This window comes from Polymorphum gilvum SL003B-26A1 (genome assembly GCF_000192745.1).
Taxonomy (GTDB): Bacteria; Pseudomonadota; Alphaproteobacteria; order Rhizobiales; family Stappiaceae; genus Polymorphum; species Polymorphum gilvum.
Map to the genome: position 1 here is coordinate 2,668,001 of NC_015259.1, position 16,956 is coordinate 2,684,956.

The 16,956-nt window shown below is 69.3% G+C and carries 15 protein-coding genes; 2 read left to right on the forward strand and 13 right to left on the reverse strand.

The window, feature by feature from the left end; all coding sequences use genetic code 11:
• Positions 1-99 precede the first annotated feature (99 nt).
• From SL003B_RS12640 to SL003B_RS12655, 4 genes are all read right to left on the reverse strand, one after another.
• On the reverse strand, positions 100-1,020 hold the full coding sequence (locus SL003B_RS12640; protein ID WP_013653243.1) for a LysR family transcriptional regulator: 921 nt from the start codon (positions 1,018-1,020) through the stop codon (positions 100-102).
• A 53-nt stretch (positions 1,021-1,073) separates the two neighbouring features.
• Entirely contained in the window at positions 1,074-1,478 is a 405-nt protein-coding gene (locus tag SL003B_RS12645) for a hypothetical protein (protein ID WP_013653244.1), read from the reverse strand.
• A 70-nt stretch (positions 1,479-1,548) separates the two neighbouring features.
• Positions 1,549-3,408 carry a sodium:solute symporter family protein gene (locus SL003B_RS12650; RefSeq protein WP_013653245.1) on the reverse strand — a complete coding sequence of 620 codons (1,860 nt, stop codon included), beginning with the start codon at positions 3,406-3,408 and terminating at the stop codon, positions 1,549-1,551.
• A 13-nt stretch (positions 3,409-3,421) separates the two neighbouring features.
• A complete protein-coding gene (locus SL003B_RS12655) occupies positions 3,422-3,688 on the reverse strand; it encodes a DUF4212 domain-containing protein (RefSeq protein WP_242390246.1) in 267 nt (88 codons plus the stop codon).
• A 256-nt stretch (positions 3,689-3,944) separates the two neighbouring features.
• Here SL003B_RS12655 and SL003B_RS12660 point away from each other — a divergent pair, with 256 nt between their 5' ends.
• Entirely contained in the window at positions 3,945-4,571 is a 627-nt protein-coding gene (locus tag SL003B_RS12660; RefSeq protein WP_013653247.1) for a hypothetical protein, read from the forward strand.
• A complete protein-coding gene (locus SL003B_RS12665; protein ID WP_013653248.1) occupies positions 4,568-6,727 on the forward strand; it encodes a DUF294 nucleotidyltransferase-like domain-containing protein in 2,160 nt (719 codons plus the stop codon). Before SL003B_RS12660 ends, SL003B_RS12665 begins: the two co-directional genes overlap by 4 nt.
• A 14-nt stretch (positions 6,728-6,741) precedes the next feature.
• On the opposite strand, the gene SL003B_RS12670 is transcribed toward SL003B_RS12665, so the two are convergent.
• The 9 genes from SL003B_RS12670 to SL003B_RS12710 form a co-directional block, all read right to left on the reverse strand.
• Complete coding sequence (locus SL003B_RS12670; protein ID WP_013653249.1) at positions 6,742-7,677, reverse strand: NAD(P)H-dependent flavin oxidoreductase; 936 nt, start codon at positions 7,675-7,677, stop codon at positions 6,742-6,744.
• A 48-nt stretch (positions 7,678-7,725) separates the two neighbouring features.
• On the reverse strand, positions 7,726-8,868 hold the full coding sequence (locus tag SL003B_RS12675) for a CaiB/BaiF CoA transferase family protein (protein WP_013653250.1): 1,143 nt from the start codon (positions 8,866-8,868) through the stop codon (positions 7,726-7,728).
• A complete protein-coding gene (locus SL003B_RS12680; RefSeq protein ID WP_013653251.1) occupies positions 8,865-9,671 on the reverse strand; it encodes an enoyl-CoA hydratase-related protein in 807 nt (268 codons plus the stop codon). The genes SL003B_RS12675 and SL003B_RS12680 overlap by 4 nt, the downstream gene beginning before the upstream one ends.
• Complete coding sequence (locus tag SL003B_RS22360) at positions 9,668-11,050, reverse strand: enoyl-CoA hydratase-related protein (protein ID WP_013653252.1); 1,383 nt, start codon at positions 11,048-11,050, stop codon at positions 9,668-9,670. Before SL003B_RS22360 ends, SL003B_RS12680 begins: the two co-directional genes overlap by 4 nt.
• Positions 11,051-11,061: 11 nt before the next feature.
• Complete coding sequence (locus tag SL003B_RS12690) at positions 11,062-12,270, reverse strand: acetyl-CoA C-acetyltransferase (RefSeq protein ID WP_013653253.1); 1,209 nt, start codon at positions 12,268-12,270, stop codon at positions 11,062-11,064.
• A gap of 33 nt (positions 12,271-12,303) precedes the next feature.
• Positions 12,304-13,065, reverse strand: a complete 762-nt coding sequence (locus SL003B_RS12695; RefSeq protein WP_013653254.1) for an SDR family NAD(P)-dependent oxidoreductase — start codon at positions 13,063-13,065, stop codon at positions 12,304-12,306.
• 68 nt (positions 13,066-13,133) lie between these two features.
• Complete coding sequence (locus SL003B_RS12700) at positions 13,134-14,948, reverse strand: AMP-dependent synthetase/ligase (RefSeq protein WP_013653255.1); 1,815 nt, start codon at positions 14,946-14,948, stop codon at positions 13,134-13,136.
• 10 nt (positions 14,949-14,958) lie between these two features.
• The gene (locus SL003B_RS12705) at positions 14,959-15,768 is read right to left on the reverse strand and encodes an ABC transporter ATP-binding protein (RefSeq protein ID WP_013653256.1); all 810 of its coding nucleotides are present in this window, start codon (positions 15,766-15,768) and stop codon (positions 14,959-14,961) included.
• Positions 15,769-15,773: 5 nt separating this feature from the next.
• Positions 15,774-16,943 carry an ABC transporter substrate-binding protein gene (locus SL003B_RS12710; RefSeq protein ID WP_013653257.1) on the reverse strand — a complete coding sequence of 390 codons (1,170 nt, stop codon included), beginning with the start codon at positions 16,941-16,943 and terminating at the stop codon, positions 15,774-15,776.
• Between the last annotated feature and the right edge of the window lie 13 nt (positions 16,944-16,956).

Consider the following 16,956-nt stretch of genomic DNA (forward strand, 5'->3'; position numbering starts at 1 on the left):
GCGGCGGCCCGGCGGGGCCCGCGGGCCGGATCGACGCCACTGTCGCCGGCTTGCTGAAATAACGCAAATACCGATTATTCTCTATTCTATAACTTCGCGTTATTTCCCAGCTTCCGTCTGCATCATCTCCCGACGCAGGCAGTCGATGAAGGCGGACGAGAAGCCGGACGGCTCGATGTCGTTGCGGATGGCGACATAGGTCTGGAACGGCGTCGGCTCGTCGATCGGCAGCACGACCAGACCGTCGCTGTCGTCCTGAAGGTCCTGGGTGGTGAAGCTGTCCAGCACGGCGATGCCGAGGTTCTGGCGCACCAGCCCGATCACCGTGACGCCGAAGCGGGCGCGGATGACGATGTCGTAGGCGAGCCCCCGGCTGTCCAGCAAGCCGGCGAGGATGCCGCCGTAGGGATCCTTGGGATCGATGCCGATCAGCGGGTAGCGGGCGATGTCCGCGGCGCTGACCGCAGCCTGCGCCGCGATCGGGTGGTCCTTGTGGGCGAGGCAGACCAACTCGCCGCGCGCCAGCGGCAGGAAGGCGATTGAGGGATGGTCGAAGCGGTAGCTCATGCACACGAGCTCGCCCTTGCGCAGCATCAGGAAGTCGACCGCCTCCTCGACCTTGAGCAGCTCGATGTTGACCCGGATGTCGGGAAAGCGCGCCTTCAGGCGCGTGATGGCGCGCGGCACCATCGCCTGGGCGATGCTCGGCACCGAGCCGAGCGACAGCTCGACGTCCTGGCCGCGCCGGAACTGCTCGACCGTGTGGTTGAGGTTCTCCAGGCCGCGGTAGACCTCCTGCACCTGGGCGAAGATGTCCTTGGCTTCGGGCGCGGGCACCAGCCGCCCGGCCTGGCGGACGAACAGGTTGATGCCGAGCCCCGCCTCCATGTGCTTGAGCATGCGGCTGACGCCGGGTTGGGCGACGCCGAGGAAGCGCGCCGCGCCGGTGATCGAGCCGGTGATCATGATCGCGCGCAGGATCTCGATCTGGCGCAGGGTGAGCGTGAACTTGGTCAGCATGGCGCCAGCCTACACCGGGTCGCGGCCGCGTGTCCTCCCGGGCGACGGCGCGCCTATATCAGCGACATGACGAACAGGTAGAGCAGGATGAACAGCGGCGGCACGCCGAGATAGGCGTCGCCGAACAGGAACAGCTTGAGGAAGAAGAACAGGAAGGCGCCGTAGAGCGAGACGGCGAAGGGCAGCAGGAAGCCCGGCGTGATCGGCGCGACCAGGGCCAGCAGCGGGTCGGTCAGCTTGCGCAGCACCACGAAGAACGTGATGTTGCGGTCCGCTCCGACGACGAACTCCAGCACCCCGCGCGAGAACAGGAAGGCGGCCAGCGCGGTCAGCGCATAGGTGCCGCCGAGATAGACCGCCACCGTGCCGGGCGCACCGCCCAGGATGAAGGTCACGACCGCAAGCAGGTAGGTCGCGGCAAGAAGGAGGAGGCCGCTGAGGGCAGACGCCTGGTGCATCGTTGGATCCATCCGTCACAAAAGAAACGCAGGGCCCGGAGGCCCTGCGTCGTCGCTTATAGGTCGATCGTCAGTGACCCGCCACCATCATCGTGCCGCCTTTCGGCAGACGCAGACGGTCGACGAAGTCCTGCATCTCCTGGCTGGGCGCCGGGGTCACCAGCGACACCACGTAGGTGACGACGAAGGCGACCGGGACGCCGAACACGCCGGCGGAGATCGACGCCACGCCGAACCACGAGATCTCGTCGCCGGTGCCCTTGACGAAGTCGAAGCCGTACACGTTGCCGATCAGGTAGTACATGGTCGTGGCGAAGCCGGCGGCCATGCCGAGGATGCCCCCGAGCGTGGTCGTACGCTTCCACCAGACGCCCATCACCAGCGGCGCGAACAGGCCGGCCGCGGCGATCGAGAACGCCCAAGCCACCATCGACAGGATGTCCGACGGCTTGGTGCGCGCCAGGAACGCGGCGGCGAGCGCCACGACGACGAGCAGGATCTTCGCAACCATCAGACGGCGCTTGGCGTCGGCCTTGGGGTCGATCATCTTGTAGTAGACGTCGTGCGACAGGGCGTTGGCGATGGCGAGCAGCAGGCCGTCCGCGGTCGACAGCGCCGCGGCGAAACCGCCCGCGCCGACGAGGCCCACGACCCAGATCGGCATGCCGGCGATCGACGGGGTCGACAGCACGATCATGTCGTTGTTGAGCCGCAGTTCGTTGTACGGGAAGCCGCCCGTCAGTCCCTTCGCCTCGCAGGCCGCCTGGATGGCGGCGAGCGTCTCGGCCTTGACGCCGCAGATCGTCACCAGCTGGTGGCCGGCGATCGAACCCCAGTCCAGCATCCACTGCGGGATCGCAGAGAAGGCAAGCTGGTAGCTGGTGTCGGCGCCGGAGGCGACGAACAGACCCATCAGGTTGAACTTCGAGAACGCGGCATAGGCCGGCGCCGTGAAGTACAGCAGGAAGATGAAGAACAGCGACCAGCCGACCGACTTGCGCGCCTCACGAACCGTCGGGGTCGTGAAGAAGCGCATCAGGATGTGCGGCAGCGATGCGGTGCCGACCATCAGGCAGAAGATCAGGAAGAAGTAGTCGCGCGGCGAGTAGGTGGTGAACGGCTGGACGTGGCTCTTGGCGACGTTCAGCAGTCTTTCGTACTCGGCGATCTGGCTCAGCGCGCCGCCGTAGGTCAACTGCGGGATCGGAATGCCGAACTGCACGGTCGACATCCAGATCGCCGGCAGCAGGTAGGCGACGATCAGAACGATGTACTGCGCCACCTGCGTCCAGGTCACCGCCTTCATGCCGCCGAGCATCGAGCACACCAGGATGCCCGCCAGACCCGCGAACACCGCCCATTCGAAGGCAATGCCGAGGAACTGCGAGGCGATGATGCCCGAGGCATAGACCTGCGCGGTAATATAGGTGAAGGAGCAGCAGAACAGCACGACGATACCGACCAGACGCGCGGCATTGCCGCTGTAGCGGGTGCCGAGGAAGTCGGGCACCGTGTAGGCGCCGAACTTGCGCAGGTACGGGGCGAGCAGCACCGCCACCAGCACGTAACCGCCGGTCCAGCCGAGCACGAAGGCGAGGCCGTCGTAGCCGAGCACGAACAGCGTGCCGGCCATGCCGACGAAGCTTGCACCGGACATCCAGTCCGCGCCGGTCGCCATGCCGTTGTAGACGGCTGGAACCGAGCGTCCCGCGACGTAGTATTCCGACACCTGGGCCGTGCGCGACATGATGCCGATGAAGGCATAGATGCCGATCGTCGCGGCCATGTAGGCCCACAGGATGAAGCGATCGGGAATGCCCAGCATGGACAGGATCGCCATGAGGACGACGAAGCCGGCAAAGCCTCCGACATAAATGCCGTAGATCTTGCCGAGGTTGTCGGTGAAATCACCTTTCATAGACAAAGCCATTGGTGGTCTCCCCTCAGTCCTCGGCCACGCCGAATTCCTCGTCGATCGCGTTCTGCCGGTGCGAGAACCAGAAGATCAGGATCACGAAGATGATGAGCGAGCCCTGCGCGGCCATGTAGAAGCCGAGCGGGAAGCCCAGGATGACGACGTTGTTCAACGCCGAAACGAAAAAGTGGATGAAGAAGCTGAAGATCGCCCAGACCGCGAGCGTGACCCACATGAGGTTCCGCGTCTTGGTCCAGTGCGCCTCTGCCACTTCGGGTGGCAATTTGTCAGTCAAGATCGATCCTCCCGATGCTGAATTCAGGGAGGCGAAAGCGCCCGCGACGCATCACCCTCCCATTCCCCCGAACAGCAAACCATGCTCATGCTGCAACACGGAAAAACGGGCCGTTTTTGCAGGTGCGAGATTCATGGATACTGCTTCGAAGGGATACTTGCGCAGCGGGAATATTCTGTCAAATGTAGACAAGGGTCTTTATCCTAAAGACTAATTTCGAATTCCGGGGACCAAACCCCGACCGGGAGGCTGTTTCTTGCTCGACCTGATTGGAACGCTGCTGCCGAAACGGCGCACGTCGGACTGGCCGTCGGCCGTGGAGGCAATCCGCGCCGGCGCCGCCTTCCTGGCGCAGGGCGCCAGCTATTCGTACCTGCGCGCCCGCACCCTGCTCGCCGGCCCGAAGCTGTTTCAGGACCCCGATTTCGGCTTTGCGTTGCAGATCTGCAAGTGGGAGGCCTTCGCCATCGCCGTGCAGGACCTGATCCTGATCCTGGAGGCGGACCTGCGCCCGGCGCTGCCCGCCGATCCGGCGGCCCGCGCCCGCGGCCTTGCCGCGCTCTACCGCGAGGTGCTGGCCAGCGAGACAGTGCCCGAGCATCGCGCCGACACGGGTTGGGACGACGTCATCACCGCCTTCGACGAGCGGCTGGCCGTCTACATGGACAAGCCGCCGCTGAAGCCGGATGCGATCTCCATCGCCACCGCACTGGCCATCCTGGAGCACGCCCCGATCGAGGACAGCGTGCGCGAGGCCGACAAGATGATGGTGGTCAACAACGTCGCCTTCCGCTTCATCGACTACCAGGCGGCGCTGCGCAAGCGGATCGACCTCGACGCCTTCGCCCGCGACCTCACGAAGCGGATGGAGGGTGAGCGGTGAGGCGCGGGCCCGTCGCCGGCACCAGTGCCGCGGCGCCGCTGATCGCGCTTGACGTCGTCGTCCTCGACACCGAGACGACCGGCCTCGACGTGCGCCACGACCGCATCGTCCAGATCGGCGCGGTGCGCATGCACGGCGCGGAGATCGACGAAACCGCGGTGTTCGAGGTCACCGTCGACCCGGGCATCCCGATTCCCGAGGTGGCGAGCCGCATCCACGGCCTCGCCGACGCCGACGTCGCCGGCAAGCCCGGCCTGGCGGCGGTGATGCCGGATCTGGTCGCCTTCATCGGCGATGCAGTGGTCGTCGGCCATTCGATCCATTTCGACATGGCGGTGCTGCGCCACGAAGCGGAGCGCCACGGCTTCGTCTGGAAAGAGCCGCGCGCGCTCGACGTGGCGCTGATGGCCGCCGGGCTCGACCGGGAACTGGTCGACACCTCGCTCGACAGCCTCGCCCTCGGCCTCGGGGTGACGATCACCGGCCGCCACACGGCGCTCGGCGACGCGCTTGCCACCGCCCGGGTCTATGCCGCGCTGCAGCCGAAGCTGCTCGTCGGCGGCGTGCGCACGCTGGGCGAGACAGAAACGCTGTGCCGGCGCGCGACCGGGCTGATCGCCCGCCAGGAGGACGCCGGCTGGTTCGCCCGGCCGAGCGAGCGGCCCGACTTCGCCCTCGCCGTGCTGCGCACCGGCAGCCAGCGGGCGATCGACAGCTACCTCTACCGCCAGCGCCTCGTCGACGTTATGAGCAGCCCGCCGATCGCGATCGGTGCCGACGCGACCCTGCACGAGGCGACCCGGCTGATGGCCGCCCGCGGCATCGGCTGCGTGATCGTCGACGGCACCGGCGGCGCGCCGGGCATCGTGACCGAGCGCGACGTGCTGGCGGTGATGGCCGACAAGGGACCCGAGGCCAGCGGCGTGATCGTGCGCGACATCATGAGCGCACCGGTGATCACGGCCCCGGCCGACACCTATCTCTACCGTGCCCTCGGCCTGATGGCGCGGCGCAACCTGCGCTATCTCGGCGTCACCGACGCTGGCGGCCGGCTCGCCGGCATCTTCACCCTGCGCACCCTGCTGCGCGAGCGCGCGCTGGCCACGCTGACCGTCGGCGACGAGATCGCCGAGGCGACCCGCCCGCGCGAGCTGGCCCGGGTGCAGGCCGCCCTGCCCTCGCTCGCCAGCGGCCTGCTCGCCGACGGGCTCGACGCGCGCGCCGTCGCCGGCATCATCGCCGCCGAGGGCCGCGCCATGACCGCGCGCGCCGCCGAGATCGCGGAAGGCGAACTGGCCAGGGCCGGCTACGGCCCGCCGCCGGCCGACTATGCCCTGCTGGTGCTCGGTTCGGGCGGGCGCGGCGAGAGCCTGCTTGCTCCCGACCAGGACAACGCCCTAATCATCGCCGGCGACTATGCCGGCGACCTCGATTCGCCCGAGGACTGGTTCGTGCGCTTCGCGACCCGCGTCAACGAGATCCTCGACCGCGCCGGCATCCCCTACTGCAAGGGCGGCGTCATGGCGAAGAACCGGGCCTGGCGCCGGACGCTGCCGGAATGGCTCGACCAGGTCCGTGGCTGGACGCACAAGCCGACGCCGCAGGCCCTGCTCAACGTCGACATCTTCTACGACTTCACCCCGGCGCATGTGTCGTCCCAGGCCGGCGCCGAACTCGCCGAGACGCTGCGCACGGAGGCGGTCGAGATCGCCCGCGGCTCGCTGTCGATGCTGCGCACCATGGGCGAAAGCGCCGGCTCGCACAGCCCGCCGCTCGGCATGTTCGGCCGCATCCGCAAGGACGACGCCGGCCGGGTCGACCTCAAGGGCGGCGGCCTGCTGCCGCTCGTCGCCGGCGCGCGGGCGATCGCGCTGCGCCACGGAGTGCTGGCGCTGGCAACGCCCGAGCGCATCCTGCAGGCGTCGCACAAGGCCGGCCGCTCGCAGGCCGATGCGGAGCTGCTCGCCGACATCCACGGCTTCCTGATGCGGCTGATCCTGACCCAGCAGATCGCCGACATCGAGGCCGGCGTGAAGCCGAGCAACCGGATCGACGTCAACCGGCTCGGCCACCAGGACCACGACCAGTTGCGCGACGCGCTCGGCCGCATCGAGCTGATCCGCGACATCCTGCGCGACCTGCTGCAGGGGATCTGACGGGACCGCCGGCCTCAGGCGAAGGGATCGGCGGCGAGCGCGGCCAGGGCGGCGCGGTATTCCGCGGCCAGCCGCCGGCACAGATCGCCGGCCGCCGGCACGTCGGCGATGGTGCCAGTGCCGTGGCCGGCCGACCAGATGGTCTTCCACACCTTCGCCTCGCTGGCCATGTCGAGGGCCCCGGCATGGGCGAGGTTGTCCGGATCAAGGCCGGCGCGCTCGAGGCTCGGGCGCAGGAAGTTGGCGTTCACGCCGCTGATCGCCGGCGTGTAGAGGATGTCGGCGGCGCTCGCGTCGAGGATCATCTGCTTGTAGTCGTCGACGATCGTCGCCTCCTTGGTGGCCAGGAAGCGCGTGCCCATGTAGGCGAGGTCGGCGCCCATGGCGCGCGCGGCGAGGATCTGCGCACCGGTGTTGATGGCGCCGGCAAGCACCAGCGTGCCGTCGTAGAAGGCGCGGATCTCGGCGGCGAGCGCGAACGGGCTCAGCGTGCCGGCATGCCCGCCCGCCCCCGCGCAGACGGCGATGATGCCGTCGACCCCGGCCTCGGCCGCCTTGCGCGCGTGGCGGGCGTTAATGACGTCGTGGAACACCAGCCCGCCGTAGGAATGGACCGCCTCGATGACGTCCCTGACGGCGCCGAGCGAGGTGATCACCAGCGGCACCTTCTGCTCCACCGTCACCTGAAGATCCGCCTCCAACCTCTTGTTCGACTTGTGGACAATCAGGTTGACGCCATAGGGCGCCGCCGCGCCGTCCGCCAGCCTTGCCTCGATCTCGCCGAGCCAGTCGCGATAGCCCTCGGAGCTGCGCTGGTTGAGCGCGGGAAAGGTCCCGACGACACCCGCCCGGCAGGTCTCGACCACCAGGTCGGGCCCGGAGGCGAGGAACATCGGCGAGGCGATGGCCGGCACCTGCAAGCGGCCCTGGAACGACTTCGGCATGCCCATCAGCGGTCTCCTCGGTTTCGGCGGATCCGGTTACCCGCCCTGTTGGTATCAGATCGCCCCGGACGCCGTCAGCGCGGCGATGCGCGCGGCGTCGAGGCCCCAGTCGGCGAGCACGGCCAGCGTGTCGGCGCCGGGTTGCGGCGGCGGCGCCGGCCGGTCCGGCACGGTGCGGCTGAAGCGCGGCGCGGGCGCCGGCTGCGGCACGCCGGCGACCGTCACATAGGTGCCGCGCGCGGCGTTGTGCGGATGCGCCATCGCCTCGTCCCAGTCGAGCACCGGCGCCACGCAGGCGTCGCTGCCGGCAAACAGCGCCGCCCAGTGGTCGCGCGGCTCTTGCGCGAACACCGCCGCGAGCCGCTGCCGAAACTCGGGCCAGCGCGCCGGGTCGTTCTGCGGCTCGAAGGCGGCCGGGTCGAGCCCGAGCATGTCCAGGAACAGGCGGTAGAACTTCGGCTCGATGGCGCCGACGGCGAGGTAGCGGCCGTCCTTGCAGGCATAGGTGCCGTAGAAATGCGCCGCGCCGTCGAGCAAGTTGGCCTCGCGCGCGTTCGACCAGCCGCCGCCGGCCTTGAAGCCGGACATCATGGCGCCGAGCAGCGCCGCGCCGTCGGTCATCGCCGCGTCGATCACCTGGCCCTGGCCCGAGCGCGCCGTCTCCAGCAGCGCGCAGACCATGCCGAAGGCGAGCAGCAGCCCGCCGCCGCCGAAGTCGCCGACCAGGTTGAGCGGCACCGCCGGCGGGCGGTCCTTCGGGCCGATGGCGTGCAGGACGCCGGCAAGCGCGATGTAGGTGATGTCGTGGCCGGCAGTCGGCGCCAGCGGTCCGTCCTGGCCCCAGCCGGTCATGCGGCCGTAGACGAGGCGCGGGTTGCAGGCGAGACAGACGTCCGGGCCGAGCCCGAGGCGTTCCATGACGCCCGGCCGGAAGCCCTCGACAAGGCCGTCGGCCTTTTCCACCAGGTCGAGCAGCGCCTCGCGCGCGCCCGCCACCTTGAGGTCGATGGCGAGCGAGCGGCGTCCGCGCGCCAGCACGTCGAACTCGGTGTCGATCAGCGGCACCGCTGGGCGGGCGCCCTTGGCATGCACGCGCACCACCTCCGCCCCCATGTCGGAAAGCATCATGGCGCAGAACGGCGCCGGCCCGAGGCCGACCATCTCGATCAGACGCAGCCCGGTCAGCGGCCCGCTCATCGGCCCTTGAACTCCGGCGCCCGCTTGGCGAGGAAGGCCGCGACGCCCTCGCGGAAGTCGTCGGTCGCGGTCATCGCCACGAAGGACGCGCGCTCGGCCTCCAGATGAGCGGCGAGCGGACGATCGCAGGCGGCGTCGACCAGGCTGCGATAGGCGCCGAACGCCCGCGTCGGCCCGCGCGCGACCTTGGCCGCGATCTCCGCCACCGTCGCCTCGAAATCCTCCGGCGCCACCACCGTGCTGACGATGCCGGCCGCGCAGGCGGCCTCGGCGTCGAGGGTCTGCGACAGCAGCATCAGTTCCATCGCCCTGGCCCGGCCGACCTTGCGCGGCAGGAACCAGGTCGCGCCGCAGTCCGGCGAGGTGCCGATGCGGTCGTAGGCGACGACGAAGCGGGCGCCCTCCTCCGCCACCACCAGGTCGGCGGCGAGCGCCAGGCTGAGGCCGGCGCCGGCGGCGACGCCGCGCACGGCGGCGATCACCGGCGCGGGGCCGGCGCGCAGCGCCAGCAGTGCGGGATGCAGCGCGTCGAGGATGTCATGGACGACGCCGGCGGAGCTTCCGGGATCGGCGCCGAAGGCAGAGATGTCGCCGCCGGCGACGAAGGCGCGCCCCGCCCCGGTCAGCACGATGCAGCGCACGTCGTCGCGCGCCGTGACCGCGCGCACGGCATCGAGGAACGCCCAGGCGGTCGGACCGTCGACGGCGTTGAGCAGCTTCGGCCGGTTGAGCGTGATCGTCGCGATGCCGCTGTCCGCCTCGACCCGGGTCAGGACCAGGTCGTCGTTGCGCTCGCCGTTCATGCCGCCGCCTCCCCCGGGCTGTGGAAGCTGCCGCCGCTGCGCGCCAGCGCGGCCAGCCGCTCCGGCACGTCCTGGCCTTCGCCGGTGGCGTCGAGCACCATGGCGGCCGCGCCGATGCGGTCGATCAGGGTGAGCGGGCCGCCGGTCCAGGCCGGATAGCCGGCGACGTCGATGGCATGGACGTCGGCCTCGTCGGCATCCCCAACAAGCCCGGCGTCGAGCGCGGCAACGGCGGCAAGCGCGACGGCGCGCAGCAGGCGCTCGCCGGTCGGGCGCAGCGTGGCGCGGTCGGTCCCGCGCGCCGGCGCCGCTTCGACCGTTTCGAACGGCCCGGCGGCGAAGCCTGCGACGAGGGCCGCATTCTGCACGAAGGCAGGGCTCAGCCCGCCGCCGACCAGCCGCTGAGCCTCCCGCACGAAGGCCGCGCGCAGCGCGGCGGCATAGGCGCCGCCCGGATCGGCCTTGCCGCGTCCGGTCTTGGCCAGCCGCTGGCGGGCGAAGAACAGCGTGCGGATCATCGCCTGGGCAACGTCGCCGTGGACCAGATGGCCGAAATAATGCCGCTCGATCTTCAGCGCCTTGTCGGTCGGCAGGCGGATGCCCTCGTAGACGCAGGACAGGATCGCCTTCAGCGCCGGATAGTTGCCGCGCCCGCGCGCATGCGCCTGGGCGTTGGCGACCAGGAACGTGTCGCCGACCGCAGTCGAGTTGGCCGCCGGTCCCGGCAGCGCGAAGCCCTTCTGGTCCCAGCGGGCGATCGAAGGCACGCGGCCCTCCTTCAGCGCGCGCCTGGCCGCCGCGACCAGGTCGTCCGGCTCGACCACCTCGTCGAGGAAGCCGGCCTTGAGGGCCTCCTCGGCCGACACGCCCTTGCCTTCCAGCAACAGCGGCAGCGCATAGGCGACGCCGGTCAGGCGCGGCAGGCGCTGGGTGCCGCCGCCGCCGGGCAGCAGCCCGAGCTTGACCTCCGGCAGGCCGAAGACCGCCTTGTCGTTCCGCGCCGCGATCCGGTAGTGGCAGGCGAGCATCAGTTCCAGCCCGCCGCCGAGCGCCGTGCCGCTGGCCGCCGCGACCACCGGCTTGCCGCAGGTCTCGAGCGCGCGGAAGCCCTCGGACAGGCGGCCGATCATGTCGGCGGCCGTCTTGGGCGAGGTGCCGGGACCGACGAAATCGGCCATGATGGCGAGATCCGCGCCGGCGATGAAGCTCGACTTGCCGGAGGCGAAGACGATGCCGGTGACGGCCGGATCGCCGGCGAGCCGGGCGATCTCGGCGCGCAGCGCGTCGGCGAGCGGCCAGTCGATGACGTTCATCGACCGGCCGGGCATGTCGATAGTGACGAGCGCGATGCCGTCCTGGTCGATGTCGGTTGTCAGCATGGCGCTCCTCCTCAGACCCGTTCGATGATGGTGGCGACACCCATGCCGGCGCCGACGCACAGGGTGACCAGGGCGGTCGCCTTGCCGGTCCGCTCCAGTTCGTCCAGCGCCGTGCCGAGGATGATCGCGCCGGTTGCGCCCAGCGGGTGGCCCATGGCGATCGCGCCGCCGTTGACGTTGACGGCGTCCGGATCGGCGTCCATCGCCTCGATGAAGCGGATCGCCACCGAGGCGAAGGCCTCGTTGATCTCGTAGAGGTCGATATCCTTCGCGCTCATGCCGGCCCGCTTCAGCGCCTTCTCGGCGGCGAAGGACGGCGCCGTCAGCATGATGGTCGGCTCCGAGCCGATCTCGGCGAAGGCGCGGATGCGCGCGCGCGGACGCAGACCCGCGGCCGACCCGGCCTCGCGGGTACCGATCAGCACGGCCGCCGCACCGTCGACGATGCCCGAGGAGTTGCCGGCATGATGGACGTGGTGGATCTCCGCCAGGTCCGGATAGCGTTCGAGCGCGATGCGGTCGAAGCCGCCGGCCTCGCCCATGGCGGCGAAGGACGGCTTCAGCCGGGCCAGGTCCTCAAGGGTGGAATTGCCGCGGATGGTCTCGTCGCGGGCGAGCAGGATGTCGCCGACCCGGTCGTGGACGGCAACCACGCTGCGGTCGAAGCGGCCTTCCGACCAGGCCCGCGCCGCCCGGCGATGGCTTTCGACGGCGAAGGCGTCGAGCCGCTCGCGGTCGTAGCCCCATCTGGTGGCGATCAGGTCGGCGGAAATGCCCTGCGGGACGAAATAGGTTCCGAAGGCAATCTGCGGATCGGCGCCCCAGGCGCCGCCGTCGGACAGGATCGGCACGCGCGACATGGATTCCACGCCGCCGGTCACCACCATGTCGGCCTGACCCGCCATCACCTTGGCTGCGCCGATGTTGCAGGCCTCCAGGCCCGAGGCGCAGAAGCGGTTCACCTGCACGCCCGCCGTCTGCTCGGCATAGCCGGCGGCGACGGCGGCGACGCGCGGCAGGCACTGGCCCTGCTCGCCGACGGGCATGACGATGCCCATCACCACGTCGTCGACGAGCGCGGTATCGAGCCCGTTGCGGTCGCGCACCGCGTCCAGCACGGTCGTTGCCAGCCGGATCGGCGTCACTTCGTGCAGGGCCCCGTCCGGCTTGCCCTTGCCGCGCGGCGTGCGCACATGATCATAGATGAAGGCGTCGGCCATTCTCGCGTCCTTGCTTGGGGGCGGCAGCGCGGCTCAGCGCGGCGCCAGGCGCAGCGCGCCGTCGATGCGGATTGTCTCGCCGTTGAGCATGACGTTGTCGACGATGTGCGTGACCAGCTTGGCAAACTCGGCCGGCTCGCCGAGCCGCGAGGGGAACGGCACGGCCGCGCCCAGGCTCTGCTGCGCCGCCTCGGGAAGCGCCTTCAGCATGGCCGTCTCGAAGATGCCCGGCGCGATGGTGCACACCCGGATGCCGGAGGCGGCGAACTCGCGCGCCGCCGGCAGGGTCAGGCCAACGACACCGGCCTTGGACGAGGCATAGGCGGTCTGGCCGATCTGGCCCTCGTAGGCGGCGACCGAGGCGGTGTTGACGATAACGCCGCGCTCGCCGGTCTCCAGCGGGTCGAGCGCGCTCGCCGCGGCGGCGAACAGGCGCAGGCAGTTGAAGGTGCCGATCAGGTTGACCTCGATCACCCGGCGATACTCGTCGAGCGGCATGACGCCGGCCTTGCTCAGCACCTTCTTGGCCGGGCCGACGCCGGCGCAGTTGACCAGGATGCGGGCTGGGCCGTGCGCCTTCGCCGCTTCGGCCATCGCGGCTTCGACGGTGTCGGCGTTGGCGACGTCGCAGCCGACCGCGATCCCGCCGATCTCGGCGGCGACCGCCCGGGCAGCCTCCTCGTTGAAATCGAAGATCGCGACCTTCGCCCCGCCGGCGGTCAGCGCGCGCGCCGTGGCGGCACCGAGACCCGATCCGCCGCCGGTGACGATGGCGGACATGTCCTTGAGCTTCATGACGTTTCCCTTGTTTTTCTTGGGCTGATGAGGCACCCAGGCGCACCCGCCGGGGCGTGCGGCCGGGATCAGGCGGCGGAATAGAGGCCGGCGATCTCGGTGGCGTATTTGGTCTGGATGTTGGAGCGGCGCACCTTCATGGTCGCCGTGACCTCGTCGTCGTCGTGGTCGAGTTCCTTGGTCAGCAAGTGGAAGCGGCGGATGTGGGCGACCTGGGCCAGTTGGCTGTTGGCGGCCTTGATCTCCGCGTCGACCAGTTCGCGCACGGCCGGGTTCTCCGCCAGGTTGCGGAAGTTGGTGAAGGAGATGCGATGCTCCTCCGCCCACTTGCCGACCGTCTCGAAGTCGATCTGGATCAGCGCGGAGACGTATTTGCGTCCCTCGCCGATGACGATGCACTCCTTGATGTAGGGGCTGCTCTTGACCGTGTTCTCGATCTCCGAGGGGCTGAGGTTCTTGCCGCCGGCGGTGATCATGATGTCCTTCAGCCGGTCGACGATGCGGAACTGGCCGTCCTCGGCCTGGACCACGTCGCCGGTGTGCAGCCAGCCGTCCTTCAGCGCCCCCGCGGTGGCGCCGTCGTTCTTGTAGTAGCCGACGAACACCGTGTCGCCCTTGAGCAGCAGCTCGCCGTGCTCGCCGATCCTCGCCTCGACGTCGGCGACCACCGGACCGACCGAACCCGGGATCAGCCGGTCGAGCGTCTGGCCAAGCGCGATGCCGCTCGATTCCGTGGCGCCGTAGACCTCGACCAGCGGCACGCCGAGGGTGCGGAAGAAGCGCACGATCTTGGGCGAGATCGGCGCCGCGCCGGTCATGGCGATGCGCGCGCGGCGCAGGCCGATGTAGTTCTGCAGGGCGCGGAACACCAGCAGGTAGCACAGCGCGAAGGTCAGCCGCTGGCGCAGGGACCGGCGCGCGCGCGGCGTCTCGGCGAAGGGCTCGCAGGCCCGGTAGGCCCAGTCGAACAGCGCCTTGCGGTAGCCGCCGGCCTCCAGCATGCGGATGTAGATGGAGGAATGCAGCTTCTCCCAGATGCGCGGCACGCCGAGGAACATCGACGGCGCCACCTCGCGCAGGTCCTCCTGCACGGTGCGGATCGACTCGCCGAAGGCGATCTGCGAGCCGAGATAGACCGGTCCCATGACCGTGCAGATCTGCTCGGCAACGTGGCACAGCGGCAGGTAGGACAGGTGCGTGCTGTCCGCCGTCACCTGGATGCGATCGGCAAAGGCGATCGCCTGGGCGCGGATGTTGCGGTAGGACAGCATCGCGCCCTTCGGCTTGCCGGTCGAGCCCGAGGTGTAGATCATCAGCGCGATGTCATCGAGGCCCTGCGCGGAAAGCCGCTCGTCGACCAGGCCCGGATGCGCCGCGCGGTGTGCCCTGCCCTCGGCCTCCAGCGCCTCGAAGGCGACCACGAAGTCGGCCGGATAGGTGCGCAGGCCCTTGGTCTCCATGACCACGACGCAGCGCAGCCGGGGCAGCTCGTCGCGCACCTCGATCACCTTGTCGAGCTGCTCCTGGTCCTCGCAGACGATGATCTCGCTGTCGGAATGGGCGAGCACATAGGCGACCTCGTTGGCCGGGCTGGTCGGGTAGACGCCGATCGTCACCGCGCCGACGCAGCCGGCGCCGAGCTGGGCGAGCACCCATTCGACGCGGTTTTCCGACAGCACGGCGACATGGCCGCCCCTGTCGAGGCCGCGGGCGACGAGGCCGTGGCCGACATTGCAGGCGCGCTCGAAATAGTCGCGCCAGGTGACGGGGTTCCAGATGCCGAAGTCCTTCTGCAGGACGGCGATCCGCTCGGGCCGGCTGTCGGCCTGGGCGCGTAGCATCTGCGGCAGGGTCAGGTCGGGGAGGGTCAGGGTCAGGGTCATGATCGCAGTCTCAGGACAGCCAGCGCTTGCGGCGCTTGTAATGCTTGATGTCGCGGTAGCTCTTGGCGTGCTCGCCGCCGCTCATGCCGAGGTAGAACTCGCGCACGTCCTCGTCGCGGACGAGGCGTTCGGTCGGGCCGTCGAGCACGATCTTGCCCGACTCCATGATGTAGCCGTAGTGGGCGACGGCGAAGGCGACCGCGGCGTTCTGCTCGACCAGCAGCATGGACACGCCGGTGTCGCGGTTGATCGAGGCGATGATCGAGAAGATCTCCTCGACCAGGATCGGCGACAGGCCGAGCGAGGGCTCGTCGAGCAGGATCAGCGACGGCTGGGCGATCAGCGCCCGGCCGATCGCCAGCATCTGCTGCTCGCCGCCCGACAGGTAGCCGGCGCGGCCCTGGCGGCGCTCGTAGAGGCGCGGGAAATACTGGTAGACGAGGTCGAAGGCGGTCGGCTTCAGCCCGCGCCCGGACAGGGCGAAGGTCGCCGCCGTCAGGTTCTCCTCCACCGTCAGGTCCTCGAAGATGCGCCGGCCCTCCATGACGTGGAACAGCCCGCGCCGCACCAGTCCGTGCGGCGTGGCGCGGGCGATGTCCTCGCCGTCGAAGCGGATCGAGCCGGAGGTGACGGCGCCGTTCTCCAGCGTCAGCAGGCTGGAGACAGCCTTCAGCGTGGTCGACTTCCCGGCGCCGTTCGAGCCGAGCAGGGTGACGATCCTGCCTCGCTCGACCGACAGCGACAGGCCGCGGAGGACCTGGATCGTCTTGTTGTAGACGACCTCGATGTTGTTGATGTCGAGGATGGTGTCCGCGGCCATGCGCCTTACTCCTGAACGCTGATCCAGTCGGACGCCGGTTCCATCTTCTTGGCGGCGGCGTTGTACTGGTAGATCCGGCCGACCGGGATCGAGTTGCCGGGGATCGAGATCGGCATGCCGATCAGGCCGCCGGTATCGAAGTCCTGGATCGAGTTCAGCGCCGCCTTCAGGTTGGCGCCGGTCAGGTCCTTGCCGGCCTCCAGCGTGCGCTTGGCCGCCTCGGCGAACAGCATGGCGGTCAGGAAGCCCTGCATGTAGGGCGTCGACTGGTAGGTCGGGCGCATCTCGCGGATGCGCTTGAGCATCGGCGCGTCCTCGGCCTCGTCATAGTAGTAACGGTAGGGCATGACGCCCATGAAGCCGTCCGCCACCTCGCCGACCTTGTCCCAGATGCTCGAATCCATCGACCAGAAGGTGCCCATGAACTTGGTCTCCAGGCCGAGCTGCTTGGCCTGGGTCATGAACTCCGGCAGCGGCGCCAGCACGTAGCCGTGAAAGATGGTGTAGTCCGGCCGCGCGCGGCGCAGCTTGAGCACCTCCGTCGAGACGTCGACGGCGGTCGGCGGGGTGATGATCTCCTCGACCACCTCCAGGCCGAGTTCCTTGGCGCGCGCCTTGGTGGCGGCGATCGGGTCGCGGCCGAACTCGGTGTCGGAGTTGACCAGTACGATCTTGGCGCCCGGCTTCTCCTTGGCGATGTACTCGAGCAGGATGCCGGTCATCTCCGAATAGTCCGGCCCGGCCATGAACTGGTGCGGGAACGCCTTGGGATCGTTCAGCTCGGTGGCGAAGGAGGCGCCGGCCATCAGGATCGAGCCCATGCGGTCGATCTCGGGGTTGATCGTCTTGGCGAAGCCGGTCGAGTCGCCGTAGTAGAGGTTGATCGTCTCCTGGCTGGTCAGCTTGTTAAAGGCGGCGACCGACGCGTCGACCTTGTAGCCGGTGTCTTCGTAGGCGAGGCGCAGCTTGCGCCCGGCGATGCCGCCGGCCTCGTTGACGATCTTGATGTAGTCCTGCATGCCGGCCTCGACGCCGACGCCGGCGAAGGCGAACACGCCGGTCAGCGGGATCGAGCCGCCGATGACGATCTCGTCGGCCGCGAAGGCCGGCACGGCGGCGCTCAGGGCCAGCGCCGTCGACAGGGCGAGAGCCGTTCTTCTGGTCAGTTTCAACATTCCGATTTCCTCC

Coding starts and splice junctions, on each gene's coding strand:
- SL003B_RS12645 (WP_013653244.1), bottom strand. CDS start 1,478: ATGCACCAGGCGTCTGCCCTCAGCGGCCTCCTCCTTCTTGCCGCGACC.
- SL003B_RS12690 (WP_013653253.1), bottom strand. CDS start 12,270: ATGGCCGACGCCTTCATCTATGATCATGTGCGCACGCCGCGCGGCAAG.
- SL003B_RS12700 (WP_013653255.1), bottom strand. CDS start 14,948: ATGACCCTGACCCTGACCCTCCCCGACCTGACCCTGCCGCAGATGCTA.
- SL003B_RS12680 (WP_013653251.1), bottom strand. CDS start 9,671: ATGAACGGCGAGCGCAACGACGACCTGGTCCTGACCCGGGTCGAGGCG.
- SL003B_RS12670 (WP_013653249.1), bottom strand. CDS start 7,677: ATGGGCATGCCGAAGTCGTTCCAGGGCCGCTTGCAGGTGCCGGCCATC.
- SL003B_RS12695 (WP_013653254.1), bottom strand. CDS start 13,065: ATGAAGCTCAAGGACATGTCCGCCATCGTCACCGGCGGCGGATCGGGT.
- SL003B_RS12675 (WP_013653250.1), bottom strand. CDS start 8,868: ATGAGCGGGCCGCTGACCGGGCTGCGTCTGATCGAGATGGTCGGCCTC.
- SL003B_RS22360 (WP_013653252.1), bottom strand. CDS start 11,050: ATGCTGACAACCGACATCGACCAGGACGGCATCGCGCTCGTCACTATC.
- SL003B_RS12705 (WP_013653256.1), bottom strand. CDS start 15,768: ATGGCCGCGGACACCATCCTCGACATCAACAACATCGAGGTCGTCTAC.
- SL003B_RS12710 (WP_013653257.1), bottom strand. CDS start 16,943: ATGTTGAAACTGACCAGAAGAACGGCTCTCGCCCTGTCGACGGCGCTG.
- SL003B_RS12640 (WP_013653243.1), bottom strand. CDS start 1,020: ATGCTGACCAAGTTCACGCTCACCCTGCGCCAGATCGAGATCCTGCGC.
- SL003B_RS12650 (WP_013653245.1), bottom strand. CDS start 3,408: ATGGCTTTGTCTATGAAAGGTGATTTCACCGACAACCTCGGCAAGATC.